The sequence below is a fragment of the Streptomyces kanasensis genome, assembly GCF_043077165.1.
Classification (GTDB): Bacteria; Actinomycetota; Actinomycetes; order Streptomycetales; family Streptomycetaceae; genus Streptomyces; species Streptomyces changanensis.
In genome coordinates, this window is sequence record NZ_JBIBSF010000011.1 from 143380 (window position 1) to 169846 (window position 26467).

29 protein-coding genes and 2 pseudogenes are annotated in these 26467 nt (G+C 73.3%); 14 read left to right on the forward strand and 17 right to left on the reverse strand.

Features of this window, described 5'->3' with window-relative positions:
• Positions 1-184: 184 nt before the first annotated feature.
• From ACF053_RS25575 to ACF053_RS25585, 3 genes and pseudogenes are all read left to right on the forward strand, one after another.
• Positions 185-358, forward strand: a pseudogene (locus ACF053_RS25575) (FAD-dependent monooxygenase); the annotation flags it as partial.
• 197 nt (positions 359-555) lie between these two features.
• Positions 556-1151 (forward strand): annotated as a pseudogene (locus ACF053_RS25580) (SDR family NAD(P)-dependent oxidoreductase).
• Positions 1152-1310: 159 nt separating this feature from the next.
• A complete protein-coding gene (locus tag ACF053_RS25585; RefSeq protein ID WP_391956109.1) occupies positions 1311-1505 on the forward strand; it encodes an antitoxin in 195 nt (64 codons plus the stop codon).
• 149 nt (positions 1506-1654) lie between these two features.
• On the opposite strand, the gene ACF053_RS25590 is transcribed toward ACF053_RS25585, so the two are convergent.
• From ACF053_RS25590 to ACF053_RS25600, 3 genes are all read right to left on the reverse strand, one after another.
• The gene (locus ACF053_RS25590; protein ID WP_391956110.1) at positions 1655-3325 is read right to left on the reverse strand and encodes a TlrC/CarA/OleB/SrmB family ABC-F type ribosomal protection protein; all 1671 of its coding nucleotides are present in this window, start codon (positions 3323-3325) and stop codon (positions 1655-1657) included.
• A 308-nt stretch (positions 3326-3633) separates the two neighbouring features.
• Positions 3634-5925 carry an ATP-binding protein gene (locus tag ACF053_RS25595; protein WP_391956111.1) on the reverse strand — a complete coding sequence of 764 codons (2292 nt, stop codon included), beginning with the start codon at positions 5923-5925 and terminating at the stop codon, positions 3634-3636.
• A gap of 26 nt (positions 5926-5951) precedes the next feature.
• Positions 5952-6752 carry a LuxR C-terminal-related transcriptional regulator gene (locus ACF053_RS25600; RefSeq protein ID WP_391956112.1) on the reverse strand — a complete coding sequence of 267 codons (801 nt, stop codon included), beginning with the start codon at positions 6750-6752 and terminating at the stop codon, positions 5952-5954.
• A gap of 225 nt (positions 6753-6977) precedes the next feature.
• Here ACF053_RS25600 and ACF053_RS25605 point away from each other — a divergent pair, with 225 nt between their 5' ends.
• Entirely contained in the window at positions 6978-7361 is a 384-nt protein-coding gene (locus ACF053_RS25605; protein WP_391956113.1) for a hypothetical protein, read from the forward strand.
• Positions 7362-7387: 26 nt separating this feature from the next.
• On the forward strand, positions 7388-7675 hold the full coding sequence (locus ACF053_RS25610) for a hypothetical protein (RefSeq protein ID WP_391956114.1): 288 nt from the start codon (positions 7388-7390) through the stop codon (positions 7673-7675).
• Between the two features lie 149 nt (positions 7676-7824).
• Here ACF053_RS25610 and ACF053_RS25615 read toward each other — a convergent pair whose 3' ends face one another.
• The 9 genes from ACF053_RS25615 to ACF053_RS25655 form a co-directional block, all read right to left on the reverse strand.
• Positions 7825-8124 carry a YciI family protein gene (locus ACF053_RS25615; RefSeq protein WP_391956115.1) on the reverse strand — a complete coding sequence of 100 codons (300 nt, stop codon included), beginning with the start codon at positions 8122-8124 and terminating at the stop codon, positions 7825-7827.
• A 146-nt stretch (positions 8125-8270) separates the two neighbouring features.
• Positions 8271-8684 carry a gas vesicle protein K gene (locus ACF053_RS25620; protein ID WP_391956116.1) on the reverse strand — a complete coding sequence of 138 codons (414 nt, stop codon included), beginning with the start codon at positions 8682-8684 and terminating at the stop codon, positions 8271-8273.
• Complete coding sequence (locus tag ACF053_RS25625; RefSeq protein WP_391956117.1) at positions 8681-8896, reverse strand: gas vesicle protein; 216 nt, start codon at positions 8894-8896, stop codon at positions 8681-8683. Before ACF053_RS25625 ends, ACF053_RS25620 begins: the two co-directional genes overlap by 4 nt.
• On the reverse strand, positions 8893-9762 hold the full coding sequence (locus ACF053_RS25630; protein WP_391956118.1) for a GvpL/GvpF family gas vesicle protein: 870 nt from the start codon (positions 9760-9762) through the stop codon (positions 8893-8895). The genes ACF053_RS25625 and ACF053_RS25630 overlap by 4 nt, the downstream gene beginning before the upstream one ends.
• On the reverse strand, positions 9759-10112 hold the full coding sequence (locus tag ACF053_RS25635; protein ID WP_391956233.1) for a gas vesicle protein: 354 nt from the start codon (positions 10110-10112) through the stop codon (positions 9759-9761). The genes ACF053_RS25630 and ACF053_RS25635 overlap by 4 nt, the downstream gene beginning before the upstream one ends.
• 75 nt (positions 10113-10187) lie before the next feature.
• Entirely contained in the window at positions 10188-10436 is a 249-nt protein-coding gene (locus tag ACF053_RS25640; protein ID WP_391956119.1) for a gas vesicle protein GvpG, read from the reverse strand.
• Positions 10437-10487: 51 nt separating this feature from the next.
• A complete protein-coding gene (locus tag ACF053_RS25645; protein ID WP_391956120.1) occupies positions 10488-11204 on the reverse strand; it encodes a GvpL/GvpF family gas vesicle protein in 717 nt (238 codons plus the stop codon).
• Between the two features lie 3 nt (positions 11205-11207).
• The gene (gene gvpJ, locus ACF053_RS25650) at positions 11208-11678 is read right to left on the reverse strand and encodes a gas vesicle protein GvpJ (protein ID WP_391956121.1); all 471 of its coding nucleotides are present in this window, start codon (positions 11676-11678) and stop codon (positions 11208-11210) included.
• A gap of 28 nt (positions 11679-11706) precedes the next feature.
• A complete protein-coding gene (locus ACF053_RS25655; protein WP_391956122.1) occupies positions 11707-12078 on the reverse strand; it encodes a gas vesicle protein GvpO in 372 nt (123 codons plus the stop codon).
• 222 nt (positions 12079-12300) lie between these two features.
• Here ACF053_RS25655 and ACF053_RS25660 point away from each other — a divergent pair, with 222 nt between their 5' ends.
• The 4 genes from ACF053_RS25660 (at position 12301) to ACF053_RS25675 (ending at position 15204) form a co-directional block, all read left to right on the forward strand.
• A complete protein-coding gene (locus ACF053_RS25660) occupies positions 12301-13266 on the forward strand; it encodes a histone H1-like repetitive region-containing protein (RefSeq protein ID WP_391956123.1) in 966 nt (321 codons plus the stop codon).
• 3 nt (positions 13267-13269) lie between these two features.
• A complete protein-coding gene (locus tag ACF053_RS25665; protein ID WP_391956124.1) occupies positions 13270-14364 on the forward strand; it encodes an SRPBCC family protein in 1095 nt (364 codons plus the stop codon).
• A gap of 320 nt (positions 14365-14684) precedes the next feature.
• Entirely contained in the window at positions 14685-14858 is a 174-nt protein-coding gene (locus tag ACF053_RS25670) for a hypothetical protein (RefSeq protein ID WP_391956125.1), read from the forward strand.
• A gap of 175 nt (positions 14859-15033) precedes the next feature.
• Entirely contained in the window at positions 15034-15204 is a 171-nt protein-coding gene (locus ACF053_RS25675; RefSeq protein ID WP_391956126.1) for a hypothetical protein, read from the forward strand.
• Between the two features lie 147 nt (positions 15205-15351).
• On the opposite strand, the gene ACF053_RS25680 is transcribed toward ACF053_RS25675, so the two are convergent.
• The 3 genes from ACF053_RS25680 to ACF053_RS25690 all read right to left on the reverse strand — a co-directional run bounded on the left by ACF053_RS25680 (position 15352) and on the right by ACF053_RS25690 (position 18945).
• On the reverse strand, positions 15352-17154 hold the full coding sequence (locus tag ACF053_RS25680; RefSeq protein ID WP_391956127.1) for a vWA domain-containing protein: 1803 nt from the start codon (positions 17152-17154) through the stop codon (positions 15352-15354).
• Positions 17151-18212 carry an ATP-binding protein gene (locus tag ACF053_RS25685; RefSeq protein ID WP_391956128.1) on the reverse strand — a complete coding sequence of 354 codons (1062 nt, stop codon included), beginning with the start codon at positions 18210-18212 and terminating at the stop codon, positions 17151-17153. The genes ACF053_RS25680 and ACF053_RS25685 overlap by 4 nt, the downstream gene beginning before the upstream one ends.
• 274 nt (positions 18213-18486) lie before the next feature.
• A complete protein-coding gene (locus ACF053_RS25690) occupies positions 18487-18945 on the reverse strand; it encodes a PPOX class F420-dependent oxidoreductase (protein ID WP_391956129.1) in 459 nt (152 codons plus the stop codon).
• Positions 18946-19234: 289 nt separating this feature from the next.
• Here ACF053_RS25690 and ACF053_RS25695 point away from each other — a divergent pair, with 289 nt between their 5' ends.
• Together ACF053_RS25695 and ACF053_RS25700 are read left to right on the forward strand one after the other, a co-directional pair.
• A complete protein-coding gene (locus ACF053_RS25695; RefSeq protein WP_391956130.1) occupies positions 19235-19843 on the forward strand; it encodes an SGNH/GDSL hydrolase family protein in 609 nt (202 codons plus the stop codon).
• Positions 19844-19943: 100 nt separating this feature from the next.
• Positions 19944-20897, forward strand: a complete 954-nt coding sequence (locus tag ACF053_RS25700; RefSeq protein WP_391956131.1) for an alpha/beta hydrolase — start codon at positions 19944-19946, stop codon at positions 20895-20897.
• A gap of 93 nt (positions 20898-20990) precedes the next feature.
• Here ACF053_RS25700 and ACF053_RS25705 read toward each other — a convergent pair whose 3' ends face one another.
• Positions 20991-21638, reverse strand: coding sequence for an HAD-IA family hydrolase (locus ACF053_RS25705; RefSeq protein ID WP_391956132.1), 648 nt, complete (start codon positions 21636-21638; stop codon positions 20991-20993).
• An 8-nt stretch (positions 21639-21646) separates the two neighbouring features.
• Positions 21647-22405: a DeoR/GlpR family DNA-binding transcription regulator gene (locus tag ACF053_RS25710; RefSeq protein ID WP_391956133.1), complete on the reverse strand. Its 759-nt coding sequence runs from the start codon at positions 22403-22405 to the stop codon at positions 21647-21649.
• 73 nt (positions 22406-22478) lie between these two features.
• Here ACF053_RS25710 and ACF053_RS25715 point away from each other — a divergent pair, with 73 nt between their 5' ends.
• The 3 genes from ACF053_RS25715 to ACF053_RS25725 all read left to right on the forward strand — a co-directional run bounded on the left by ACF053_RS25715 (position 22479) and on the right by ACF053_RS25725 (position 26228).
• Positions 22479-23705: an MFS transporter gene (locus tag ACF053_RS25715; RefSeq protein WP_391956134.1), complete on the forward strand. Its 1227-nt coding sequence runs from the start codon at positions 22479-22481 to the stop codon at positions 23703-23705.
• 342 nt (positions 23706-24047) lie between these two features.
• A complete protein-coding gene (locus ACF053_RS25720) occupies positions 24048-25256 on the forward strand; it encodes an NAD(P)/FAD-dependent oxidoreductase (RefSeq protein WP_391956135.1) in 1209 nt (402 codons plus the stop codon).
• An 18-nt stretch (positions 25257-25274) separates the two neighbouring features.
• Entirely contained in the window at positions 25275-26228 is a 954-nt protein-coding gene (locus ACF053_RS25725) for a sigma-70 family RNA polymerase sigma factor (RefSeq protein WP_391956136.1), read from the forward strand.
• Positions 26229-26467 lie beyond the last annotated feature (239 nt).

The window sequence follows — 26467 nt, forward strand, 5'->3', positions numbered from 1 at the left end:
CATAATCGTTGCAACGGATCTGTGGGTAACGCAACAATCGCCCTGATGTCGATTGCAATGACCTGCGAGGAAAGTCCGACGCCGGCGACGAGGCCGTCACGCCACGGCCCGCCGCTCGTACCGGGGTGCCGAAGCGCCGACCGCGACCGCGCCCATCCCCCTGCGCGCCGTATCCGCGACGTCCGTGACGTCGGCGCGCACGGCTCGTTGGTGGTCGGCGCTGTCACCTTCTTGCGCACCTCAGCCTGTCGTCGTCATCGGTGCCGGCCCCAGTGGGCTGGCCGCCGCGGCCATGCTGCGCCGCGCCCACATCCCCACGGTGGTGGTCGAACGCTGCGCGAGCGTCGGGGAGCACTGGCGGGGTCACTACGGCCGTCTGCGGCTGCACACCACCCGCCGGCTGTCCGGCCTTCCCGGCCTGCCGGTTCCCAGAGCGGCGGGGAACCGGGTGGCGCGGGACGACTGGGCCGTCGACCCCGCCTCGGCCCGGGACACCGCCGCGCGACTCGGACGAGAACACCTGGTCGTGACCGGGGACGTCGCCGACCCCGCCGGATCGCCCGGCGGACCGTCGACCGCTTCGACCGGCTCGACGTCTGGGCCGACAACGCCGGGATCCTGCCGGCCGGCCGCCTCACGCAGCAGTCACCCGAGGTGTTGGACCGCACCGTGGCCGTCAACCTCGGCGGGGTCCTCCACGGCAGCCGGGCCGCACTGGACGTCATGACACCGCGCCGCGGCGGACACCTCGTCGACATCGCCAGCGCCAGTGCGCTCATGCCCATGGCGGCATGGCCGCCTACAGCGCGACGAAGGCCGGGGTACTGGCCCTCTCGGAAGCCCTCAGGCGCGAAGTGCGCGGCGCCGGGGTGCACGTCACGGCGGTACTGCCGTCGGGGGTCACCACCGACCTCAGCGCCGGGTTCCAGCTCCCCCTCGCCATGCGCCCGATGCCACCGACCGCGGTCGCCGACGCCGTGCTCGACGTCCTGTGCCGCCCCAGGGCGCGCCGCCACGTACCCCGGTGGCTCCGGCGGCGTCCTGCCCTGCGGCAGGCTCCTGCCGACCGCCCTGCGCGACCGCCTCGACGACCTCCTCCGCGTGGACCACATCGGCTGCAGCCCGATCCCCGGGCGGCGCACGGCCCGTGACGACGAGCTCCGCGAGGGGTGCCGGCCCACCGGCTGAGCGGTCCGCCCACCGGTCGCGACACGGCCGAAGGCCCCCTCGCGGAGATTCGGAGGTGACAAGCGGCATCGGGAGGGTACCTGCGGCTGGGTACGACGAACGCACCACTGCGGGAGGTACCCATGGGCAAGCTCGGAGACATGGCGAACAAGGCCAAGGAGATGGCGAAGGGGCACCCGGACCAGGCGGACAAGGGTGTCGCCGGCGCCGAACGGGTCGTCGACGAGCGTACGGGCGACAAGTACGACGCCCAGACCGACAAGGGCGCCGACGCGGTACGCCGCTCCTACGGGAGCGACGGTACGACGGAGCGCTGACCCGCACGCCGACGCGGCCGGCTCCCCGGGCACGACGCCGGGGGAGCCGGCCCCGTGCGTGCACCACGGAGCGGAGCCCGCCCGTGCGATGAAGGGGGCGCCGCCGTGGCGGAGCCCCCTCCGACTCGGGACGTCAGCCCCTCACCCGCTCACCCCACGGCTACGGCGCCGTCGCGCAGCTCCAGACGGGAGCCCGTGAACCGCGCCCGCATCCGACGGTCGTGGGTGACGACGACCAGCGCGCCCGCGTAGCCGACCAATGCCTCCTCCAGCTCCTCCACGAGCGCCGGCGAGAGGTGGTTGGTGGGCTCGTCCAGCAGGAGCAGGTCCACCGGCTCACTCACCAGCCGGGCCAGCTCGACACGGCGCCGCTGACCGTAGGACAGCTCCCCGACGCGCAGCCGCAGCGCCCCCGGTTCGAACAGGCCGAGCGACAACAGCCGGTCGGCGTGCTCGTCCCGGTCACCGGGGCGGCCGTGGGCGAACGCCTCCAGCAGGGTCAGTCCCGGTGGCCACGGCGCCTCCTCCTGCCGCAGGTGCCCCACGCGCCCGGGAACGCCCACCGTGCCCGTGTCCGGCGGCAGTTCTCCGGCCAGGACGCGCAGCAGCGTGCTCTTGCCCGCACCGTTGGGACCGGTGACCAGCAACCGCTCGGCCGGGGCGAGCACCAACTCCGGCACGTGCAGGCGGTTCCCCACGACCACACCGTGGAGCGCCGCGGCCGGCGTCGTGCCCGGCCCGCCCGCGGTGGCGACGCGGGCCGTGAAGGACAGCGGATCCGGCGGCGGCGCCACCGGGTTCGCGGTGAGCCGCTCGACCCGTTCCTTGGCGTTGCGGACACGGCTCATCGCGCCGTGCGCACGCCCCCTCATCCGGAACCCGCCGTGCCCGAAGCATGCCTTCGCCATCTTGCGCGGGATGTCGTCCAGCCGGGCCGCGCCCGCCTCGGCGAGCCGACGGCTGCGGTCGAGTTCGGTACGCCACTCCTCGTGGCTCCGCTGTCGCCGCCGGCGTTCGGCGGCCTTGGCGGTGAGGTACCCGGTGTAGCCGTTGCCGTGGCGGGAGACGCGACCGCCGTCGACCTCCAGGAGCGTGCTGGTGATCCGTTCCAGGAACACCCGGTCGTGGGTGACGGCGACGACGGTTCCGCCATGGGCCCTCAGGTGCTCCTCCAGCCAGCCCACGGCCCGGTCGTCGAGGTCGTTGGTCGGCTCGTCGAGCAGCAGCAGCTCCGGGCGGGACGCCAGGGTCGCGGCCAGCGCCAGCCGCGACCGCTCGCCGCCGGAGAGCGTTCCGAGCGGTCGTCGCCGCTCCAGACCCGGCAGGCCGAGTCCGTGCAGCGCGGCATCGACGCGGGCGTCGGCGCCGTAGCCGTCGCGGGCCTCGTACCGCTCGACCAGCCGCGCGTACGCGGTGAGGCTTCCCTCCAGGGCAACGCCCTCGGGCGCCTCCGCCAGCGCGGCCTCGGCCCGCCGCAGCGCCGCCTCCAGCGCACGCAGCTCCGCGAGCGCCAGATCGACGACGTCCTGGACGGTGGAGTGCGCGGGCAGGCTCAGCGTCTGGGGCAGGTACCCGGTCCCACCGGGCGCGACCACGGTCACCTCGCCCGCGTCGGGCCGCTCCCGACCCGCGAGGAGGCGCAGCAACGTGGACTTGCCGGCCCCGTTGTCACCGACGACGCCCGCCTTCTCACCGGGGGAGAGGCTGAACGACACCTGGTCGAGCACGGTGCGGTCGCCGTACCGCTTGGTGACGCCGTGCAGGGAGAGCTGTGAGGAACGTACGGAAGGTGAGGACGGTGCGGAACGTGGCGCACGCATGCGAAAGCCCCTGTTCTCGGCCATGCCGATGGAACGGATTCGTCAGGACGAATGAGCGCGACGACGACGGAGCGGAGCTCTACGCGGTCGTGCGCGGGGCTGTCACAGAGTTCCCATGCGCAGCACCCTACGGGGGCGCCCCGCTCCCGGGCCACGCCTTTTCCGCGCCCGCCGGGCGGTGGGCGCGCGGCACGCCGAGAACAACCGGGCGTCAGGCACGGTCCGTTCGGCTGGTCGGGTGCTTCGGGTCCCTGTCGGCCCGCGGCAACCACATCCCCCCGTGCTGACCCGTGCCGCGCCCTCGTCGCCTACTCCGGCAGGACGACCTCCGCCCAGGTCAGCTCGGCGGAGTCCTCCAGCGTGTGCGGCTCCCCTGCCAGCACGGCCCCGAGCGCCGCGGCACGGCGCGGGTCGCCCGGCATCGTGACCACGCTGAGGGTCGGGCCCGCCGGCCCGTCCTGTACGCCGAGTACCAGCTCGTCCGGGGTGCTCAGGTCCGCGAGGGCGGCCGTGAGCACGGCGCGCAGCAGGGCCGTCCGGGCGGGCGTCTCGGCCGGCGCGGTGTCGTCGTCGGCCCGGGCGTGGATCGTCACCTCGCAGCCCGCCTCCCGGGCACGGCCGACCAGGTCGCGCAGGGGGCCGTCGAGGACACCCGGCAGGTGCAGTTCGTCGCGCAGGGACTGGGCCAGCCGGTCGGCCCGGGCTCGCACGGCGGTCGGCCCGGGGCCGTCGTCCGCGGCGACCGCACGGAGGAACGGCACGATCTGCGTGTCGATCTCCCGCAGCCGGCGGCGGTGCTGTTCCGCCCTCGCGCGCGCCGCCGACTCGGTCGCGACGACGACCATGCGGTGCCGGTGCGCGTCCAGTACCGCACCGCCCAGGGTGACCAGGGTGCGCCGGATGACCAGGCCCATCACCACCCCCGTCGCGGGAGCGAGCATCGCGGGGAGCGCCATGACGACCGAACCCGCCGCCGACCCGGCGACCGGCGGGTCCATGGCGATCAACACGGCGACGCCCGCCTCCTCGCACGCCAGGGCGAGGAGCGTCTGGCGCACCGGGCGCACGATGACGAGCAGCGTCAGGAGCGGCGACACGGCGCCGATCGGCCACGACCGGTAGTCCGTGACGGCCTCCGGTGGGATAACCCGCAGGCAGCTCACCGCGCCCGCGACCGCGACCACCAGCAGCGGAACGGCCACCCGTCCGCTGATCCGGCGGTCGGCCCGCAAGAGCAGCAGACAGGTGGCGCCCGCCAGCGCCAGGTACCAGACGAGGTGACCGAGCAGCGCCGGCGTCCCCGCCGTCTGGACCACCGCGACGACGGCCATGACCCCCAGGTGCGGCAGGCACACCGCCGCCAGCCCGCCGCGCACGTCGCCCACGGCGGCGCGCAGCGTCTCCTGCTGTCCGCGCGGTCGCCGCGGCCCGCGGTCGCCGTGCGCGTCCGGTGCCGGGGCGCTCCACCGGAGGGTCACCGTCGTGCCGTGTCCGGGCCGGCTGCGCACGTCGGCCACGCCGCCGACGTCGGCCATGCGCCGGCCGACGGAGTCGCGCAGGCCCAGTGCGGTCCGGCGGACCTGGGACGGGACGAATCCGCGACCGTCGTCCGCCACGGTCAGTTCCAGGCCCCGGTGGTCCCCGCGCAACCGGACCACGACGTGTGCGGCACCGGCGTACCGTACGTTCCGCAACGCCTCTACGGCCGCTCCCGCGCACGCGGCGGCCACCTCGCGGGGCACCGTCAGTTCCGCCGGGAAGTCCGTCGTCACCCGCGGCCGTGGGACGCCGCCCACGGAGGTCGCCGTCAGCCCGGTCAACAGCGGTACGAGGTCGGCGACCCCCACGCCGTCACCCGCCCCGTTCCCGCCGGCCGCCCCGTCCCCGCCACTCGTCCCGGCCGCCCCGACCGCCCCGGACGTCAGCGCGGCCACCGCGCGGCGGGCCTCCGCGCGCCGCTCACCGGCGGTGACGCCGCTCATGCCCGCCGCGCGCAGCGCCGACCCGACGTCGTCGTGCAGCAGCCGCTGGAAGTCGCGCCGGCTCCGCCGGGCAGCCCGCTCCCGGGCTGCGGCCTCGCTCGCGTCCTCGTCCTCGCGCAGGGCGATGTCCGCGCGGTCACCGGCGGTACGCAGGACGGGGGCCAGCACCGCTGCGGCCACCCCTCCGGCGAACGCCGGCCAGATGCCCTCCAAGGCGGTCCCCGCGCCCTCCTCCCACCCGGCGACCACCTGCGCCGCCAGCGCGGCCACCGCCGCCGCCCGCCCCCGGACCCCGGGCAGATACGCCACGGCGAGGAGGACCGCGGCGGTCGTCACCATGCAGCGCAGGCCCACCACCAGCTCCGCGGACCGGTGCAGCGCGCAGGCCGTGTGCACCACCACGGCCACGGCCACGGCGGACCAGGCGTCGACCGGACCGACGCGGACGAAGGCCCCCCGGTAGGCCCACACCGTCGCGGACCCGGCGAACAGCGCCGCGGCGGCCACGAGCGACGGACGCCGGTCGTCCGAGACGGCCAGCGAGACGGCCGTGAGCCACCACACGAGCGAGAACAGCAGGGACAGTCCGGCGAAGGAGCGGCGAAAGGCGGTCTCCACACCGGATCGATGGGTGCCGCGCCGGGTCACCCGGCGGCGTCCGCACAGGACGCACCGGGCTCACCGGCGTCCGTGTGGGGGAGAGGACCGTGCTCGGTGCCCGTGCCCGTGCCCGTGCCCGTGCCCGTGCCCGTGCCCGTGCCGGTCGGGTCGAGGTCGATGTGACCGTCCACCATCGAGCGGTACACCAGCTCGGCGGTGCTGGCCGGCCCGGTGCCCTCGTTCTGTGCGAACGCCTCGATGGAACGCCGCCGGTAGGTCTTGACCGTCTCCTCGCTCAGGTACAGACGGCGGGCGATGGCCGGCGGCTTGAAGCCCCGCGCCAGCAGCTCCAGCACCTCCAGCTGACGCTCGCTCAGCCGTACCTTCCCGCGCCGGTCGTGCACGATCTGGTGGGCCAGCCGGCTCGATACGTACGCCGTGCCCGCGTGCGCCGCCCGGATCGCCTCGGCGAGTTGGGCGTCCGGATCCTCCTTCAGCACCAGTCCGAGTGCTCCCGCCTCGATGCCCCGACGCACCACCACCGGGCGGTGCTCGCGGCTGAACAGCATGACCCGAGGCCCCCATCCGCGCAGGCGCCGCACGTTGGCGGCGACGTCGCTGCCGTCGTTCAGCTCGATGTCCAGCAGGACGACCGACGGCAGCGCCGTCACCCGGGACGGCAGCTCGTCGACGGTCCCGGCGCTGCCCACCCAGTCGATCTCGGGCGCCGAACCGGCGAGGCAGGCCCGGATGCCGTGCAGGATGACCGGATGGTCGTCGACTGCCGCAAGACGCGGTCCGGTCGCGCGGTCGTCGCCGGTGTGCGGTCCCCGTGCGTCGCTCATGGCGCCCCCCTCGCGGCCCGCCGGCCGCCCGGCCGGACTCACGGCCGACGGGACAGGTCTACCACCCGTGGACGCCCGGCGTCTGTCCCCGTCCCCGGGGACAGACGCGCGTACCGCCGCGCGGTCAAGGTGGGCCGGACCGGGCCCGCACGACGCCCGGTCCGCCGCAGCGGCGGACCGCGGGGCGGAGCCGAGGACGCATCGCACCACACCAGGAGGACGCACATGGGCAGGTTCAGCAAGCGGGTCGGCGGCTTCGACTCGCCGCACTCGGTCGAGGACACGTTGCAGGTCCTCTTCAACGGCGTGGCCGAGCAGCTCAGCACCCCCTCGCCGGCCGTGTCCGCGCCCGGCGTGGAGGCGGCGGTCTACCTCAGCCGCTTCGACACCAGCGGCATCACGGTGACCGCGGGCAACACGATCGACACCTACTTCACGTTCCACGTCGACCTCACGCCCACCCCCGGTGGCTGCACCGGCGAGGCGTACTTCGACCGGCGGATGGGAGCGATCACCCGCTGGATGGGCAACGCCATGGGCCTGACGGGCGGCCTGGCGCTGGTGTTCCAGCGGTGCAGCGTACGCACCCGGGGCTGGACCATCGCCTGACACGACGGAAGGAAGGGTGAACAGTGATGGGGCAGATCACGTGCACGTGCGGTCAGCGTCTGGAACGGTGCTGCTCCCGGGGCTGCGGCCGCTGCACCTCGGGGCAGCGGTGCCCGCGGCACGGCAAGGACTGGGCCGTCACGACCGGCGGTGACCTGTTCAGCGCGGGCCGGTCCGGCAGCGGCGCCACGTGCCGCAAGGACCGGGTACCCGTCGTCAACTGCCCGTACTGCCGGGGGCGGCGGGGCAGGACCTGCGACACCTGCGGCGGTACCGGCCAGACGTGCCCGAACCACGGACGCTTCTGGACGTGACCCCTGGGCGGGCCCGAGGGCCCGGCGCGGCGCGAGAGCCCCCCGCCCGTCCGGAACGCCGCGCCGCGTGGGAAGCCGTGCTCCGGTGCGGGCGACCGGCCGGTGCGGGCGACCGGGGGCCGGCCGCCGACCACCCCCGCTCCCGACCGTCACCCCGGGAGCTGCTCCTTGTACCGCTCCAGCGCGGGCGCCGTCTTCGTGGCGATGAACTCCGTGATCCGGTACGCGCACACCCCGGCCGTCGTGAAGGGGTCCGCCGCCGCTATCCGCTCGGCGCGGGCACGGTCGATGCCCGCCGCGACGAGCACCCCGCCGTCCCGCGGGTCCTTGCGGCCGGAGGCGATCACGACCCCCTCCTCGTACAGGCCGTCCAGCCAGGCCACATGTGCCGCGAGGTGTTCCTCGACGCGCTCGATGGGCGCTGTGTAGGTCAATTCCATGATGAACATGATCGGCAGGTTAGCCGGATGCCGGCCGGGCCGCCGTCGCGCCGGTCGTGGCACGCCCACGGTCCGGGCCGCTCGCCCTTGCGGGATCCGGGCCCGACGTCCGTCCGCGGACGTGTGGAGGGCGTGGAGGAACCGGGCGGGGGTGTTCAGCCGTGGGGTGGGAGGAGAGGGCCGAGCGGGCCGAGGTCGAGGTTGAGGTCGTCCAGCGTGTAGCCGTGCTGGGTGCACAGGTCGGCCAGCCGGTCATGGAGGGCCAGCAGGGTGGCCCCCAGTTCCTCCTCCTGTTCCTCGGAGAGGTCGCCGGCGTCCACGCGGCGCAGGGCTTGGCGCTCGATGAGCTGACGAAGGAGTTCCACCAGGGTGAGGACCAGTTTGAGAAGGTCCTCCTCGACGGTGTCGCGGTCGGTGTGGACACGGCGGGCCGGCCGTGGAGGGGCGTCCGGGGACGGGGGCGGTGTCCGGACAAGCCGGAAGGCGTGCGACATGGTGTCGCCGACGTCCTCAAGAGCCCGATCGGTCGGCGGGAGGGGGTGGGGAGGTCGTCGGGAGCGTTCGCTCATTCCGGCAGCACCTCCTGACGTGCCTGCCCGGGGTTCTCCGAGCTGACGGACACGATGAGGGCCCGCAGTGAGATGCGGACGAGATCGATGTCGGCGATCGACAGCACGATGTCACCGGTGACCACCACACCGCCGCTGAGGAGCCGGTCGAGGAGGTCGACCAGCGCCACCTGCCGCCCGGGCAGTGCGTGACCGGGCTCCAGGGGGGTCATGGGGTGCGACCCTGCTCGGCCACCGGACGGTCGCCCTGGGACGGGGGCATGGCGAATGAGTAGGGGGCCCAAGGGCCGGTCACTTCCACGTGGATGTCGCGGAAGGCCCTGACGGCTTCCTCGACGTCGGCCCGGAACCCTGCCGCCCGCCCGTCGGGGACGAGGTAGGCGTCATTGAGGACGTTCTCCGCCGGCCCCGTCAGAGCGCCGCGCTGGGGTGGGTGGCGTACCCGCCCGGAGGCGTAGCGGGAAGCGACGGCTTCGATCGTCGCGGCGGCTTCCTGTGCCTGCTCGTAGACGGCCTCCCGTGCGGTGTGCTGGGCTCTGCGCTGCCGGAGGTACGCCTTGCCCGGGCTGACGGGAGGAGCCGTGCCGCTGTCGGTAGGAGCCGTGTCGCTGCCGACTCCGGGACCGGCGGGAGCCGCGGCGGGCTTGAGGTAGATCTTGACGCCGTACTCCATGTGCGCGTCGAGCAGGGCGATTCGCTCGGCGAAGGTGTCGTGCTGGGCGGCGAGGGCTTGGCGGGCGCGGTCGTCGTCCTCGTAGACGGTGGCCAGGCGCAGCGGAAGGACCGTGGTGTGCAGGGCCAGCGCCTGTACGACGTCGTTGTGGGTGCGGGCGGTGTCCTCAAGCCATTCCAGGTCCTCGAGGTGCTTTTTGAGCGCTCGCTCGTTGAAGTCGCGCTCGGGGACCGGGCTGGCAGCGAGGACGAGGGGGGCACTTCGGCCGGCGGCGGACGGGCCGGTCAGGAGGACGACGGGGGCGCCCCCGAGGCCGCGAAGGCCGGTCCGGCTCCCGGCCGCGGTCCCGGTGTGCCGGGCGACGGCGTACACGTAGGTGAGCGTGTCGACATATGGGTTCGTCATCGCGGTCCTCGGAAGGTCCCGTCGCCCGCTTCCCGCCCGGGGGGAGGTGCCACCGTCCCCGGCTCGCCGAGCTGTTCGTGCCGGAGGGCGGCCAGCTCGGCGCGCAGCCGGCGGTTCTCCAGCTCGAGGGGACTGCCGGTGTGCCGTGAGGAGAGGGAAGGGTCGTACTCCCACCAGTCGATGCCCATTTCCTTCGCCTTGTCGACGGAGGCGATCAGGATCCGGAGCTTGATGGTCAGCAGTTCGATGTCGAGGAGATCGATGCGGATGTCGCCGGCGATGACGATGCCCTTGTCGAGGACGCGCTCCAGGATGTCGGCAAGGCTGGAGGTGCCCTGCCCGTACGGCATCGGGGCGGCACGGGAGGAGAAGGACCTCGGTGGGTCGGGGAGTGACTCGGACACGGTTGCGGTCTCGCTTTCCGATCAGGGCATCCTCTGCTGGAACTCCGCGATCTCGCTCAGGCGGTCGAGCAGCACGTCCTCCCGGCGGTCGAACGTCGACTGGTCGATCTCACCGCTGACCAGGCGTCGCTCCAGGTCGGCGAGTTCACGCCGCACAGGAGCCGGGTCGTAGTACTCCGCCTCGGCCTGCTCCGTGACCCGCTGGGCGACCCAGACGACACCGCGCAGCGGCGCGACCGGAAGGGTAAGGAGGTGCGTGAGCAGTCCCATGGTCTTCGTCCTCCTCTGCGGAAGGGCCGCCGGGCACGCCCCGGCCGTCGGTCACTGCACGAAGCTGTACGGGGGTAGGGGGCCGGTGAGCCGCAGCTCGACACCGTCGTCGGTCCGGTCGGCCAGGTCGGCCTGTGCGGTCAGGAAATCGTCCTTGCTCCCGTCGGACACCAACAGGGAAAGGTTGAGGAAGTCGGGGGCGGAATGCGGATGGACGGCGTGCTCGCGGGCGAAGGGAAGCAGCGCCTCGACCAGTGAGGCAGCCAGGGCGTCCTGCCGCTGTTCCACCTCCCGGGCGACCAGTTCACCGAGGGCCACCGGCAGCCGCGGATCGGCAACGCCGGAGCGGATGCGATCGTTGAGCCCCCTCGCCTCCTCGGACTCCTTCAGGATCCGGCGCAGCAGCGGCTCCTCCTCCTGGGAGGCCCTCAGGTGGTACTCGGCGCACCCCGTGAGGCGCCCGAGAGCGGCGAGGTAGTCGTCCGCGGCGTCTTCGAGGGCCTGCCTGACGGCGAGGTCGTCCGGGGCGGTGTACCCGAACTGCAGCGGTAGGACCGTCCCGTCGGCCATGAGGCGCTCCTGCACCTCCTGGTGAGCCGCGAGGTCCCGGCGTTTGGGCCGGATCTCCTCCGTGACGTCGCTGACCACCGCGGCCAGCGGTCCTGCGGTGACCGTGCGCGGTGGCGAGGGACTCTCGCCGACACCGGTCAGGCCGTCGAGCCGGTGGGGGTGGGTGCCCGCGGTGACGGAGTAGACGTAGAGGGCCATCGGTCACTCCCTCTCCCGACGTACCGGCCGTCGGGCGGGCCGACGCCGCTTGGCGGCGACGGCTTCCTCCGCGGCCTCTTCCTCCTCGTCGACCACTTCGTCCCGGGCGGTGCGACCGGTCAGGGATTCGGTCACGGCGTCGACGGCCCCGCTCAGGGCCCCTTTCGTCTTGCCCCGCGCGCCGCCTTCCATCACCGTTCCCACGACCTCGGGCAGCTGTGCGGGCGCCTTACGGCCGGCCTCCAGGTCCAGCCGGTTGCACGCCTCGGCGAAGCGCAGATACGTGTCCACGCTGGCCACCACTATCCGCGCGTCGATCTTGATGAGTTCGATGCCCACCAGGGAGACGCGGACGAAGACGTCGATGACCAGACCGCGGTCGAGGATGAGCTCCAGGACGTCGTAGAGGTTGCCGGAGCCACCTCCTCCGTCGCTCCTGCTCATACTGCTGGCGGTCTGCGGCACCATGGTCATGGCGCCTCCCTTCCGGGCCGGACTCCCCTCAGGTCGGCCGGTCGATCATGCCTCGGCTGTAGCGGCGTGTCCGCTCGTAGGAGATGAGCTGCCCGCCCCGGCCCAGCTCGACCCGGTAGCTGGCCATCACGCTCGTGGTGTCCGGGATGCGTTCCAGTTCCATCACCTCCACTTGCGCTTCCCATCCCTCCTCGGTGGGTTTGAGGGAGGAGACGGAGTCAGGGGTCCGGCCGAGGAGTCGTGACAGCTGCTCGGCTGCCGAGCGCATCGCCGATGCGGCGTCGGGCGGCCTCGCCGCCTTTCGAGCCGGAGGGCGGCGTGCCGGCGGCCCTTCCTGATCGGCGCCGTCGGCCTGTCGGGGCCGGACTCTGCGGGGACGTGCCGGTTCGGCTGCGGCCATGTTTCGCTCCATTGGGGGACGCCGCTTACTGAAATTATACTGTCAGCATATAGGCGTTATGCCCTGTATGTGAGTGCGGGGCGATGTGCGGCCGCCTGGTCAGGGCGGCCTTCGGGTCGGCAGGGCAGAACACGGCGGCCGGCACGGTCCGAGGTGGACTCGGACGGTTTGTGCGGGCGGCTCGTACAGCCCGCAAGCGCCCTGGTGAAGGGAAAGCAGCTCATGCAAGACACCACCAAAGTCGCGCTCGCGGCCGCTGTGGCCGGCGGCTACGTTCTGGGGCGCGCCAAGAAGGGCCGCCTCGCGTTCACCGTGGCGACCTATCTCGCCGGCCGGCGGTTCGGACTCGAGCCGAGCCAGCTCATGACGCAGGGCCTCACCAAGCTCAAGGAGATGCCGCAGTTCGCGGACGTCGGCGACCAGCTGCGGGGCGAGGCCATGGACGCAGGCAAGAAGGCGCTGAGCGTCGCGGCCAACCGCAAGCTCGTGGAACTCGCCGACTCGCTGCACCAGCGAACCCTCGATCTCAGTCGCGTCGACGAGGAGGACACCGCGGACGAAGAAGCGCCCTACGAGGACGAGTTCGAAGAAGCGGGCGAGGAGCAGGACGAGGAGCAGGGCTTCGAAGAGCCGGAAGGTGAAGAGGAGGAGCCGGAGCCCGAAGAGGAGGAGGAAGAAGCGGCGCCTGAAGCGGAAGAGGAGGAAGAGGAAGAGGAAGAAGAGGAAGAGGAACCGGAAGAAGAGGAAGAGGAACCGGAAGAAGAGGAAGAGGCCCCCGCCCCTCGCGGACGTCGTCGCACTCCGACGCGGCATCAGACCGATGAGGAGGCCGCTCCGGCCCGCAGGGCCCCGCGGCGACCGAGCACCTCCCGCCAGGAAGCGCCGGCCAAGAAGGCAACGGCCAAGAAGGCAACGTCGAAGAAGGCCGAGCCGCGGAAGACACCGGCGAAAGCCGGGGCCGCGAAGAAGGCCGCATCCTCCGAGACCGCCGCCAAGAAGACGGCCAAGTCCTCGCCGTCCAAGACCACGGCGCGGCAGAGCCCGACCCGAGGTGCTGCAGCGAAGAAGACCGCAGCGCAGAGTCCCGCCCGCAAGACGGCGGCCAAGAAGACGGCGGCCAAGAAGACGGCGGCCAAGAAGACCGCGGCCAAGAAGACGACGGGCCGCAGGCCGTCCGCACGGAGGTAGGTCATGCCACAGCCAGACCGCGCCGACGCGCAGACACCCAAGTCAGGGCTGGACAGGCTGCTCGGGGAACTCTCCGACTTCGTGGCAGCGCAGGCGGGACAGCTCGCCGACAAGGCGACCGACAAACTCGGTGATGTGACGGACCAGCTCAGCGACGTGGCCGAGAGCGGCGGGAAGTTCTCCGACATCGCCGGCATCGGCGGGCGGATGATGCAGGGCGACTCGCCCCTGAAGGCCATGGCGGGCCAGGGCCTGTCGGGCCTGAAGGACAAAGTGACCGGTGGTGTCTCCCAGATGTTCGGCGGCAAGGGCAAGAAGGGCCGCAAGAGCGGCGGCAAGGTCGTCAACATCGTGGAGTTCCTCGACGTCGGCCTGCCCGTACGTACGGTGTACGACCACTGGTCCCAGTACGAGGACTTCAGCGGCTTCGCCAAAGGCGTACGGGACGTCTCGCGCAACGACGACACCACCAGCGACTGGAAGGTGAAGGTCGGCCCCTCGACCCGTGGCTGGAAGGCCACGGTCCAGGAGCAGATTCCCGACGAGCGGATCGTCTGGACCTCCGAAGGCGCCAAGGGCACCACACGCGGTTGTGTGAGCTTCCACGAACTGACTCCCTCCCTGACCCGCATCGTCGCGGTCGTCGAGTACTACCCGTCCGGGTTCTTCGAGAAGACCGGCAACCTCTGGCGCGCCCAGGGCCGCCGCCTGCGACTGGACCTCAAGCACTTCCTCCGCCACGTGTCGCTCACCACCGACGAGCCGGAAGGCTGGCGTGGCGAGATCCGCGACGGTGAGGTGGTCCGCACGCACGAAGAGGCGATGGAACACGAAGAGGCGATGGAAGACGAGCGTGAAGAGGGCGAGTACGAGGACGAGGAAGAGGGCTACGAGGAGGGCGAGGAACCGTACGAGCTCGAAGAGGAAGCAGACGAAGACGACGTCGACGAAGACGTAGGCGAAGCCGACGACGAGGAGGCCGACCAAGAGGAGGCCGATCAGGAGTACGCGGACGAGGAGCAGGAGTACCCGGACGAGGAAGGCCCCGAAGAGGAGGAGGAAGAACGTCCCCGTCCTGGTCGGCGCCGTCGACGGTGAGGAGCCGGACGGGCGACACCGGCCGCGGTGCCAGGGGCGGAGCGGGGCTCACTTCCGGCCGCCACCCCGCGCACCGCGGCCGACGCTGTCGTCCGTCATGAGCGCCGCCGTGCCCGTAGGCTGCCGCCTGGCTGCGGTCGACGTGTCCCTCGCGGCCCTGTCCGACCTCCGGCCGTTCCCGCTCCGAAGCGGCCCGACCGGACCGCGTCACCGGGCCGCTCGGCTCCCGACCGGCCCGGACCGCCGTCCGCCCCGGGGCGTTCGTTTCCGCCCCGGATCGAGGGGCAGGCGCACCTTAGGGCGTCGACGAAGGGACCGACATGAGCACCGGGGAGAAGGCCAAGGCCACGACCGAGCAGGTCGTCGGGAAGGCCGTGCGAAAGCTGGCTCATGCGATGGGTCAGCACACCACGGCTGCCAAGGGTGCCGCACTGGAAGCACGGGGTAGGGCCCGTGCCGCCAAGGAGGGCGCGAAGGACGGCTTCCGCCACTGACGCGACCCGGGGACGGTCCGAGTGACCTCGGTCCTGTGCCGTGCGTGACGCATGATGACGAGGGCGTGCCCCGGCCGGTGACCGGGTGGGCTCCACGGGCCGTCACCGCGGGTTGCGCCTACCCTTGAGGGTGAGGTGACAACCTGCCGCCACCCACCTTGTGAGGCGCGGAACCGTGACCCTCTTTCTCGTCCTGCTCGCATGCGCCGCCGCTCTGATCATCGTCGGTTCCGTCGTGGACGGGATGCTGTACCTGGTCTCCGTCGGCGTGATCGTCCTGGTGGTCGCGGGCGTGTACCTACTCGTCCGCTCGATGGCGCGCTCCCGCCGTGGCTCGGCCGATTAGGCTGCCGGGCATCGGGATCGGCGCCCGATCCGGGCGGGCCCGAGCAGGACGACGGTGCGTGGCACCGCCCCGTCCGATCATCCGCACGCGCCTGCGGGAGGCCCGGGTGCCGCCCGTGTCCGCCCGTGCCGCCCGGGTACCGCTCGTTCAGCGGAGCCGGAACACCGGCCCCCGCGGGGTGAAGGGCAGCGTCGCGCCGTCCGGGACGAGGTAGGCGTGTTCGCGGCGGACGCGCAGGACGTCGCAGTACCCGTCCGTGATGATCAGCACCGGCGCCTCGGGTGGGAAGTCCTCCGCCCGCTGGAGGAGGTCCACGCCCGGCTGGAGGACCGTACCGCCGCGGCCCCGGACCCGTACCCGCCCGGCGATCTCCGTCGGCGGCAGGTACCCGGCGTCGTACGGGGCCGCGTCGCAGAACACGACACGGGCGGCCGGCACGTCGCGGGCCTGCGCGTACGAGGCGATGGCGCCGAGCGCCTTGCCGAGGAGCTGCGCGTTCATGGAGCCCGAGGTGTCCAGGACGACGCCGAAGGTGCAGCGCGCGATCTCCTCGGGCGGGAAGTACCGGCCGGCGCGCGGGATGTCCGGGGTGGACGCCTGGCGGCGGGCCGGCCGGGCGTGACTGCGCACCGGCTGGGGGCGGGGTACGTACGCGTCGAACCAGCGGGCCAGCCGCGCGTCCCACGGCACGGGCGGGTGGCTGAGGGCCCGGATGGCCTGGACGAGCCCGGCCGGCAGCAGCCCGCGCCCCCCGCTGACGTGCAGGTCGAAACCCTGGGCCAGGCCGCGCCGGTAGAACTCGTCCAGGTCCACGTAGTCGCGGGGCCGCCCGCCGAGGGGCTCGCCCAGGATGTCGCCGACCCCCTTGCCCCGCAGGGTCGCCAGGCGCCGCATCCGGCGGGCGTCGGTGGCGATCCGGTCGTACACCTCCTCGGCCGACAGGCCCTTCAGGTCCGGGTCGTGCAGCAACCCCTCGGGCATGGTGCCCACGCCCATCTCGACGAGCCAGCCGTTGACGACGTAGTCGGCGGCGACGTTGAAGAGGTACGGGTCGCGGGCGCCGCGCCGGTCGCCGTGGCGGAGCGCGGCGTGGAGCATCTCGTGGGCGAGGACGAACCGCCACTCCTCGTCCTCGTACCGGCGCAGCGGGTTCAGGTGGATCTCGCCGAGCGTGGCGTCGACGGCGGCGATGGAAATGCCGTACGCACGCGCCAGTTCGGCGTCGGCGACCAGCGTCATGCCGGACGCGATGCCGCCGAGCAGCGGGTAGGAGGAGACGAACCAGCCGAGCGCCCGCTCCCAGGGCTGCTTGGCCCGGATCTCGCCGGTGACGGCGTCGCGCCGCCCGCCTGCGACCTCCATGGTCGCGGAGACGGTACGGGTCAGGGCCCGGGCGAAGACCAGCTGCCAGTCGGGCGCGGTCCGCTCCCGCGGCCACGGCACGAGGACCTGGTCGGGTGCGTCGCCCGCCGTCCCGCGGCGCTCGTGCGCGGCGGGGACACCGGTCTTGCGCCAGCGGGCGGCGAGCTGCTCCTCGTCGCCGTCGGGGAACGTCACCGGGTGGTCCTCGGGGGGCCGGCCGATGTGCTGGGTGAGCATGAAGCGGTTGACGACCGCGCAGCGGGCGGCCAGCTCGACGCGGTCGGGCTGGGCGCGCCTCTCCTGGCGGGCGGGGACGTGGCCGAAGCCGAGGTGGATGAGGCAGTGGGCGAGGGCCCACGCCCACGCGGCGGGCTCGGCGCGGCGGTCGGGGTGGACGTGGACGCGACCGTCGGAGTCCACGACGGCCAGCCCGTGGCGGGGACTCAGCCCGCAGTCGCGGGTGCGGCAGATCTCGGCGTCCAGCGCCGCGAGGGCCGGGTGGCGCTTGACGAGGGCGAGTCCGGCGGCGAACGCCTCCCCTGCCGGGTCGTCGCGCCGGCCCTTGGCCGTCCTCGCACCTCGGCTCACCGGCGGGCCTCGACCAGCCGGGGCATGTCACGGGCGGCCTCGACGAGGAACCACGCGGGCAGCACCGGCTGCCCGTCCTCGTCGTCCCGGATGACGGTCTGGGCGACCTCGACGGAGATCTCGGCGAGCTGGACGAGCAGCGACTTGGCCCGGTACGCGGTCTGCCGCAGGGCGGGCGGGATCTGGTCCTTCGTCGCGGGGAGTTCCCTGATGAGACGCCCGCGGAACGCCTCGGCGAGGTAGTAGAGCAGGTCGCGGTCCTCGATGCGGTTCGGCCAGCCGGCGTCGCCCTTGATGATGGCGTCGATGCCGTGGGAGTGCCGCACGATCTTGGCGTAGCCGCAGAAGGAGACGGCGTGCGCGGGGGTGAGCGTGCCGTGCGCGACGATCTTGAGGGTGTCCTCGTCGAGCGTGGGCCCGAAGGAGTGCAGCGCGTCGGAGAGCATGTGCCAGGACCGCGGTGTGGAGAACGGCTCCTCGGTCTTGGGCGGCTGCGACCAGAGGTGGTCGGGCCGGTCGGTGACGTAGTCGGTCACCCACGGGTGGATGCCGTTCTCACCCGCCCACACCAGCCAGTCGGCGGCGGAGGCCCGCAGATGGACGTGCGTGAGACGGTTCACGAGCGCCGAGGCGATGGGCCGGGCGAGGGCGTTGTCGGTGGCGCGGTTGCCGGCGCCGATGACGATGGACCCGGCGGGCAGCTCGTAGTTCCCGACGCGGCGGTCGAGGATCAGGGAGTAGAACGCCTTCTGCACGTCGGGCGTCGCCGCGTTCAGCTCGTCGAGGAAGAGGCAGTACGGCTCGTCGCGCGCGATGGCCTCGGGCGGGCAGAAGACCGACTTGCCGTCCCGGATCTGCGGGACGCCGATGAGGTCCTCGGGCGCGAGCTGGGTGCCGAGCAGGCTGACGCACTCCAGGCCGAGCGACTCGGCGAAGCCGCGCACGAGGGACGACTTGCCGATGCCGGGCGCGCCCCACAGGAAGACGGGGCGGACGGTCGCGAGGCCGAGCAGCAGCTCGGGGATCCGGGCGGGCGTGACGGTGACGGCTGCCTGCAAGCGAGGGGCTCCTGTGCCTTGCGCGGGGCCCGTCCGGCACGCCGGACGGCCGGTCGGCACCCGCACGACCGTGCGGGCCCGCCCAGTCTGAGCGCCCGACGGGTACCGACGCAGCCGAATTTCGGCGCGCCGGACGCCGGCCGGCGGTGGCGCCGGACGAGGACGCAGGTGGTGTTCCTCCCCGCGCCGGGTTCCGCGCCGAGGGCGTCCCGGACGCGACGCGCGCCGCGTGGTCGAGCAGCCCGCCGTGCGGCCGGTGCCGAAGCGGCCGGCGTCAGCCGTCGATGTCGAGCGCCGTGCCGTACAGCCGTTCCACCGCCAATCGTATGACGACCCGGCGCTCGGCGACGAGCTCCGTGAGGAAGGCGTCTTCGTCGCTCGGCCTCGCGGCCCGAGGGACCATCGCGAGCAGTTCTCGCCCGACGGCGTCCCCCGGGACGGTCGTCACCTCGGACACCTCCGCCCGGCCCTCCGCGACGGCGAAGGACCACACGTCACCCCCCGAGACGTGCAGGGCCGCGCGCGGGTCGCGGCGCAGGTGCTTGACCTTGACGCGGTCAGCGGTCGTGGAGAAGCGCAGGACGCGCGTGTCGGGGGACCACTGGTAGAGCATCGTGGTCAGGTGCGGGTGGCCGCTGCGCTTGTTGGTGGCGAGGGTGCCGAACTGCTGGTGGTCCAGCAGGGTCGAGAGGGCTTCGTCGGACAGGGATCTGGGTGCGGGGCCTTGTGGCATGACAGGCCCAACTCTCTTGTGGGCCGGGGTATTCCGTGGCCTCGCCCGCCCATGGCGCCAGTCCGCGTGCGCGCCATGGCCGGTCTCCGCGACGAGGGGTGGCGGCCGCGCCGGCCGGTCCCGGCGAGCCCATCGGGTCCTGCCGCGGCTGGCAACCGTTCGGGGCGGTCGTGTCCGGTGCCGCCGAGCTCGTATTGCACACATGATCTTGGAAGGGCAGCATGGCCTGACGGTGGGACGCGCCGCGGTCGTCAGGGGCGCGCGGTGGCCGCCGTCGGAGGGGGCGGGCATGATCAGGCTGGTGGACGGGCCCATGACGTGGGTGGCGACCGGGGACAGCATCACCCAGGGCGTGTTGCACACCCACGGGGCCCGCGGCTGGGTCGAGCACCTGCAGGAGCGCGTTCGGTGGCAGCTGGGCCGGCTCACCGACACCGTGGTCAACAGCGGTGTCTCCGCGTGGGGCGCCGTCGACGTCCTCGCGGCCCACGACCGCCTCATCGGCCGGTTCGAGCCGGACGTGCTGTCCGTGTCCCTCGGCACCAACGACTGCCTCGCCGGGGAGGAGGGCCTGCCGGAGTTCCACGACGCGATGCGCCGGATCGTCTCCGGGGCGGGCCCGCGGACGCAGGTCGTCCTGCAGACACCGGCGCTGGTCGGTGTCTCGGGCCGGGAGCGGCGCGCGGCACTGCCGGCGTACTGCCAGGCCGTACGGGACATCGCGCAGGACACCGGGTCCCTGCTCGTCGACCACGAGGCCCACTGGCGGGAGCACCACGGTGAGGCCGATCCCATCCCGTGGCTCGACGACCCGGTCCACCCGAACGCGGTCGGCCACCTGCGGATGGCGAACCACACGCTGGACGCCCTGGGCCTGGGTCCGCTGGACCCCCTCTGACCGGTACGTTCTTCGACGCGTTACGGCGCCCTGATCGCCCGCGGCGGTCAGCGGCCGGGAACGGTCCGCCGCACTGTCGGCGGACCGGACGGGAGAGAGCATGACCTTCGATCCGCAGCTACGAGCCCTGTACGACCAGCGTGCCGCACAAGGCGTCGTGCCGTTGTACGAGATGACTCTCGCCGAGGCCAGGGCGGCGGACCTGGCCGCCGTCCAGGACGCCGCGGGAACCCCCGAGCCGGTGCGGGAGGTGTTCGACGAGGTGATACCGGGCCCCGCCGGAACACTGCCCGTCCGCGTCTACCGGCCCGGGGCCGACCACGGACCCCTCCCGGTCCTCGTCTACTTCTTCGGCGGCGGCTGGACGCTGGGGAGCATCGAGACGAGCGACGCCATCTGCCGGAGCCTGACCAACGCGGCGGGCTGCCTCACCGTCGCGGTGGGATACCGCCTGGCACCGGAGAACAAGTTCCCCGCCGCGGTCGAGGACTGTTTCGCGGGCTTGCGCTGGACCGCGGAGCACGCCGCACGTCTGGGCGGCGACCCGTCGCGCATCGCTGTCGGAGGCGACAGCGCCGGTGGGAACCTCGCCGCGGCCATGACCCTCTTGGCACGGGACGCGGGCGGCCCCGCCCTCCTGGCCCAACTGCTCGTCTACCCCAACACGGACTACCACGCGGACACTCCGTCGCGCCGTGAGAACACCGACGCGCTGCTGTTCAACGACAAGTCCGTGCAGTGGTACTGGGACAACTACCTGACCTCCCCCGAGGAGGGAGGGAACCCTCTCGTCTCCCCGCTGCGCGCCTCCTGCCACGCGGGTCTGCCGCAGGCTCTCGTCATCACCGCGGAGTACGACCCCCTGCGCGACGAAGGCGAGCAGTACGCCCGGCGGCTGCGCGACAGCGGCGTCCCGGTCGAGTCCACGCGCTACCCGGGGGTGGCCCACGGCTTCTTCGCCATGTCAGGCGCCCTCGACGCGGGCGGCCGCGCCCTCGACCAGGCGGCCGCCTACCTGCGCGCCGCCTTTGCCGGCGGCTCCACCGCGGCCTGAGGAAACCGGAGGAGGGACCGCGTTCGCGCGGTCCCTCCTCCGGTAGGGCGGCCCCTTGGGACCCTGTCCCGCGCGGCCGTGTGGCCCAGGCGGTCAGCCGTCCGTCCGGTGCGGGCCTTCGGCGGCCGCGTCGAGCCGGTGCTCCCGCAGTGTCGCGCGCAGTGCGGCGGGGCCGGTGAACAACGCACCGCGCAGGCCGGCGGCGCGCGCCGCGTTCACGTTCTCCTGCCTGTCGTCCACGAAGAGGACGTCCGCCGGTTCGACACCCAGCGCCCGCACACTCCAGGCGTACGCGCCCGGACGGGGTTTGGCGTGACCGATCCGGCAGGAGAACCCGCACACATCGAAGTGCCTCAGCCAGGCGTGGTGCGCCTCGTAGTGCGAGGCCAGCTCCGGTGGGATGTTGGAGAGCAGACCGAGGCGCCGGCCCGCCGCCGCGAGTTCCTCGACGAGCGTGACCATCTCCCCGTCGACCGCGCTCCAGCTGCGGACGTCGGTCTCGATGAGCGTCGCGATCCGGGCGGTGTCGAAGCGCGCGCCCAGCGCCGTCCCCACCTCGCGCCAGTAGGCCGGACCGGTCAGCTCGCCCCGGTCGTACGGCGGGCGCAGTCGCCAGTACGCGTCCCAGAAGGCGGGCGGGGCCGCCCCGGAGGTCGAGACCAGCACCGCGCCCAGGTCCGGGGACTGGTGCCGCGCGATGACGCCGAACAGGTCGAAGAGGACCGTGCCGGGAGATGTCATGGTCCGTCTCACACCTTCCGTACGATGACGCCGGCCGCCGCCAGCGCGTCGGTCACCCCGGTCGGCGCCGTCTCGTCGGTGACCAGGGCATGGAGCGCGGTGGGTGGCGCCACGAACGCCAGGGCCGTGCGGGAGAGTTTGGCCGCCTCGGCGACGGCGACGGTACGCCGCGCGGATCTGATCGCGGCGCGTTTGACGGCCGCGTCGGCGAGGTCGTAGGCGGTCAGCCCGTCCTCGCCCGTGAGGCCGCAGCAGCCGATGACGGCCGTGTCGAAGCGGACCGCGGCGAGGGAGGCTTCCGTGAGGGGCCCAGTCAACGCCAGCTCGCCCGGCCTCGGCTCGCCGCCCGGGAGCAGCAGCCGCACCGACGGGGCGCCGGTCAGCGCGTTGGCGGCGTGCAGCGACAGGGGCATGACGGTGACGCTGCGGTCGCGAAGCGCCCGGGCGACCTCCAGGCACGTCGTCCCGCTGTCGATGACGACGGACTCGCCGTCGGCGATCAGCGCGGCGACGTCCGCCGCGATCCGGCGCTTGACGTCCACGCCCTCCTGCGCCCGCAGCCCGAACGGCGGCTCCTCGCCGCGGAGGAGCAGACTGCGGGCACCGCCGCGGAAGCGTTCCAGCACGCCCTGTTCCGCCAGGACCTCCAGGTCGCGGCGCACCGTCATCTCGGAGCAGTCGGCGAGCCCGGCCAGCTCGGTCACGCTCAGCTCGCCCGCCTCCCGGACGGCGGCTGCGATCCGGCGGTGTCGTTCAGTGGTTCCCATGAGGAGATTGCACACATTCCATGTGCGAAAGTCAACCTATCGAACGTTCAGGCTGTTCGTTATGCTCGCCGCCATGAATGCATCCCTGAAGGCCGCCCGGCGTGCCACGTTCGCCTTCTTCGCCCTGAACGGCTTCGTGATGGGCGCGTGGATCGTCCACATCCCCGCGGTCGAGTCCCGTACCGGGATCAGTCATGCCGTGCTGGGGTGGCTCCTGCTCCTGCTGGGCGCCGGTGCGTTCGCCGGGATGCAGCTGTGCGGCCGCCTCACCGACCGCGTGGGCGCCCGCCGGGTCGTGCCCGCGGGGGCCGTGCTGTGCAGTGCGGCGGTGGTGCTGCCGGCCCTGGCCGTCGACGCGGCGACCCTCGGGGCGGCGCTGTTCCTGCTGGGATTCGGCAACGGCTGTCTCGACGTCAGCATGAACACCCACGCCGTCCAGGTGGAGCGTGGATACGGCCGACCCGTCATGTCCGCGTTCCACGCGGTGTTCTCCCTGGGCGGCGTCCTCGCCGCGCTGGTCGGCGCGCGGCTCGTCACCTGGGGTTGGGACCTCGGGGTGACCCTGACCGCCGTCGCCGTGACCGGTCTCGTGGTGACCCTCTGCGCCACTCCGGCCCTCCTGGGTCCGCCCGTCCCCACTGGGGGAGGCGCGCGCTCCGACGGCACGGCGGCCGCCGGTGACGGCGCGCGCCCGGCCGGGCGGCGGCGGACACCCCGACGGGTGTGGGCCCTGGCCGTGCTGGCCTTGCTGCTCATGCTCTGCGAAGGCGTCGCCAACGACTGGAGCGTGCTGCACCTGGAGGACGTGCTCGGCGCGCCCGCCGCCACGGCGGCCTTCGCCTACGGTGCCTTCGCCACGGCCATGACGGTGGGCCGGCTGCTCACCGACCGGGTCGCCGCCCGCACCGGACCCGTGTTCGTGGTCCGCTACGGCGCGTCCGCCGCGGGCGTCGGTCTGGCCGTCGCCGCGCTGTCGCCCTGGGTGGCGCCCGCGCTGGTGGGATGGGCGGTGTTCGGGCTCGGACTGTCCGGCTGCGTCCCGCAGTTCTTCAGCGCCGCCGGACACGCCGACGAGGACGCGGCCGGCGCCCATGTCTCCCGGGTCGCGGGGCTGGGCTATCTCGGCATGCTGGCCGGACCCGCCGTGATCGGCCCGCTGACCCATCTCGTTCCCCTGAACCTCGCGCTGTTGCTGCCCGTGGCGCTCTGCGCGGTGGCGGCCGCGGCTGCCGGCGTGCTCCGCGCCGACCCGCCGCGCGAGGCGGACCGGAGCGGCAGGTGCCGGACCGAGGCGGTGTGACGACCACCCCCGCGGCAGGCGGCCGAACCGTCCCGTCCGACGGGTCGTACGGGCATCGGGGTCTCCGGGGCCGTGCGGATCGTGCGTCGCCGTGCGGCCGGCGCGGTCGAAGGCCGCGTCCCTCGGGACGCTCGTGGTGCCGACGGCGCGGCTGTCCGGGGTCGCCGACGGGACGGCCGGACCGGCGAGCCTGCCGTCGGTCGGCTCCGCGGGCCTCGGCGCGAGCACCGGCGGGCGGCGCTCCCGCCGCTCCGTGACCCACATCACAGCTGGTTCCTGTCAGCAATCGGGGCCCTGTTCCGCTCAAGTCACCGAGAGCAAGCGAACCGACAGGAGCGACCCATGAAGCACCGCATCGTCATCCTCGGCGCGGGTTACGCCGGGGCCCACGTGGCCGGGAACCTCGCCCGCCGGCTGTCCCCGGCGGACACCGAGATCACCGTGGTCAACGCCGAGCCGGACTTCGTCGAGCGGCTGCGGCTGCACCAGCTCGCGGCCGGCCGGCGGATCGAGGCGCGGAAGCTCACGGACGTCTTCGCGGGTACGGGGATACGGCTGCGCCTGGCCCGTGTCACCGCCGTCGACCCCGAACGCCAGGTCGTCGCCGTGGCCGACGCCGCCGGCGGCGGCGAACTCGGATACGACACGCTTGTCCACGCGCTCGGCAGCCACGTCGCCGACCGCGGCGTCCCCGGCGTGTCCCGGCACGCCTTCGACGTCACCGGCCGGCCCTCGGCGCTGCGCCTGCGCGAGCGCCTGGACGCCCTGGGCAGGCGGCCCGCAGGCGGGAACGTGCTGGTCGTCGGCGACGGGTTGACCGGCATCGAGACCGCCACCGAGATCGCCGAGCTCCGTCCCGGCCTGTCCGTGACGCTGGTCGCCCAGGGCGAGCTGGGCGACCGGCTCTCCGCCGGCGCCCGCCGCCATCTGCGCCGGGCCTGCGACCGGCTGGGCATCACCGTCGTGGAGCACACCAGCGTCGAAGCCGTCGAAGCGACACGGGTGCTGTGCGCCGACGGCACGGCCCTGGCGTCCGACGCGACCGTGTGGACGGCCGGGTTCGAGGGCGGCCCCCTCGCCGCCGCCGGCGGACTGGAGGTCACCGAGAACGGTCGGATCGTCGTCGATCGCACGATGCGGTCCGTCTCGCACCCGAACGTCTACGCCGCCGGCGACAGCGCCTACGCCATCGGCGACAACGGTCGGCCGCTGCCGATGTCCTGCGCCTCGGCCGGCTCCACCGGCATGCAGGCCGTGTCCGCGATCGCGGGACGCCTGACCGGCCGCACGGTCCCGAACACCAAGCTGGAGTACCTGGGCAACCACATCAGCCTCGGGCGGCGGGACGGGATCCTGCAGATGGTCGACGACGAAGGACAGCCGAAGCCGACGTACGTGGGCGGCCGGAAGGCCGCGCGGGTCAAGGCGGGCATCCTGACGATGTCGCTGTGGGCCACCTCGCACCCGACCTTCGGCCTGCCCAAGCGCAAGCGCCGCCTGACCACCGTGCCCGGCGCGTCCGCTGAGTCCGCCCAGCGGGCGATGGCCTAGTCACCTGAGGTGATCCCCGTGAGCAGCACCGCCACTGATCGCTTCGACACCAGCCGGTTCGAGGCCAGCCGGACCCGGCTGGCGTCGCTGGCGTACCGGCTGCTGGGCTCCGCCACCGACGCCGAGGACGCCGTGCAGGACGCGTTCCTGCACTGGCAGGCCGCCGACCGGCAGCGGATCAAGGTGCCGGAAGCATGGCTGACCAAGGTCGTCACCCACCTGTGCCTCGACCGGCTCCGCTCGGCACGGGCCCGCCGCGAACGCGCCGTCGGCGCCTGGCTGCCCGAACCGCTCCTCGACGGCGACCCGATGCTCGGCCCGGCCGACACGTTCGAGCAACGCGAGTCGGTGTCGCTGGCCGTGCTGACCCTGATGGAGCACCTGTCGCCCGTCGAACGGGCCGTCTACCTCCTGCGCGAGGCGTTCTCCCACAGCCATGCCGAAATCGCCGGGATCCTCGACATCACCGAGTCCGCGAGCCAGCAGCACCTCCACCGGGCCCGGCGCCGCGTCACCGCCGCCCGCCGACCCGGCGGCGAAGGTGACCCGGCGTCCGCCCGCAGGATCGTCGAGGAATTCCTCGCCGCTGCCACCTCGGGCCGCACCGAACGGCTGGTGGCACTGCTCACCGACGACGCGGCCGCCATCTCCGACGGCGCCGGCCTGACCGAGAGGCTGCTGCGGTACGACACCGCGCAGCGCATCGCCGCCGTCGCACGGGCCGGCTTCACGCCCACACCCGCGAAGCGGCGACTCGTCGGCGGCACGCCCGCCATCCACTACACGCTCGTCAACGGCGCCCCCGCCATCCTCGCCGTGCTCGGCGACCGGGTCGTCGGCGCGGTGACGTTCGACCTCGCCGACGGCCGGATCGCCACCGTGCGGGGCATCGCCGCTCCCGCCCGCCTCACCCGCCTCACCGAGGTCTGGCGGCAGCACGAACCGGGGGCGCCCCTCATCGCCCAGTGGTGACCCGACACCGACCGCGGCCGCACCCTCGGCGCGCCGAGGGTGCGGCCGCGGTCGGTGGTCGGACCGGGCGTCCGGCCGGCACCGCGGCGCGGGCCCCGCCTCCGGTGCCGGCATCGACCGGACACCCTCCGCGGCCCCGGTACGCCGGGCCGCCGCACCGCGTGGCCGTCCGCGGTCCCGCGCACGGGGTGGGTGCGCCTCCGGCAGTCCGCGAGGCCCGCGGCCCACGCGGGTCCGTA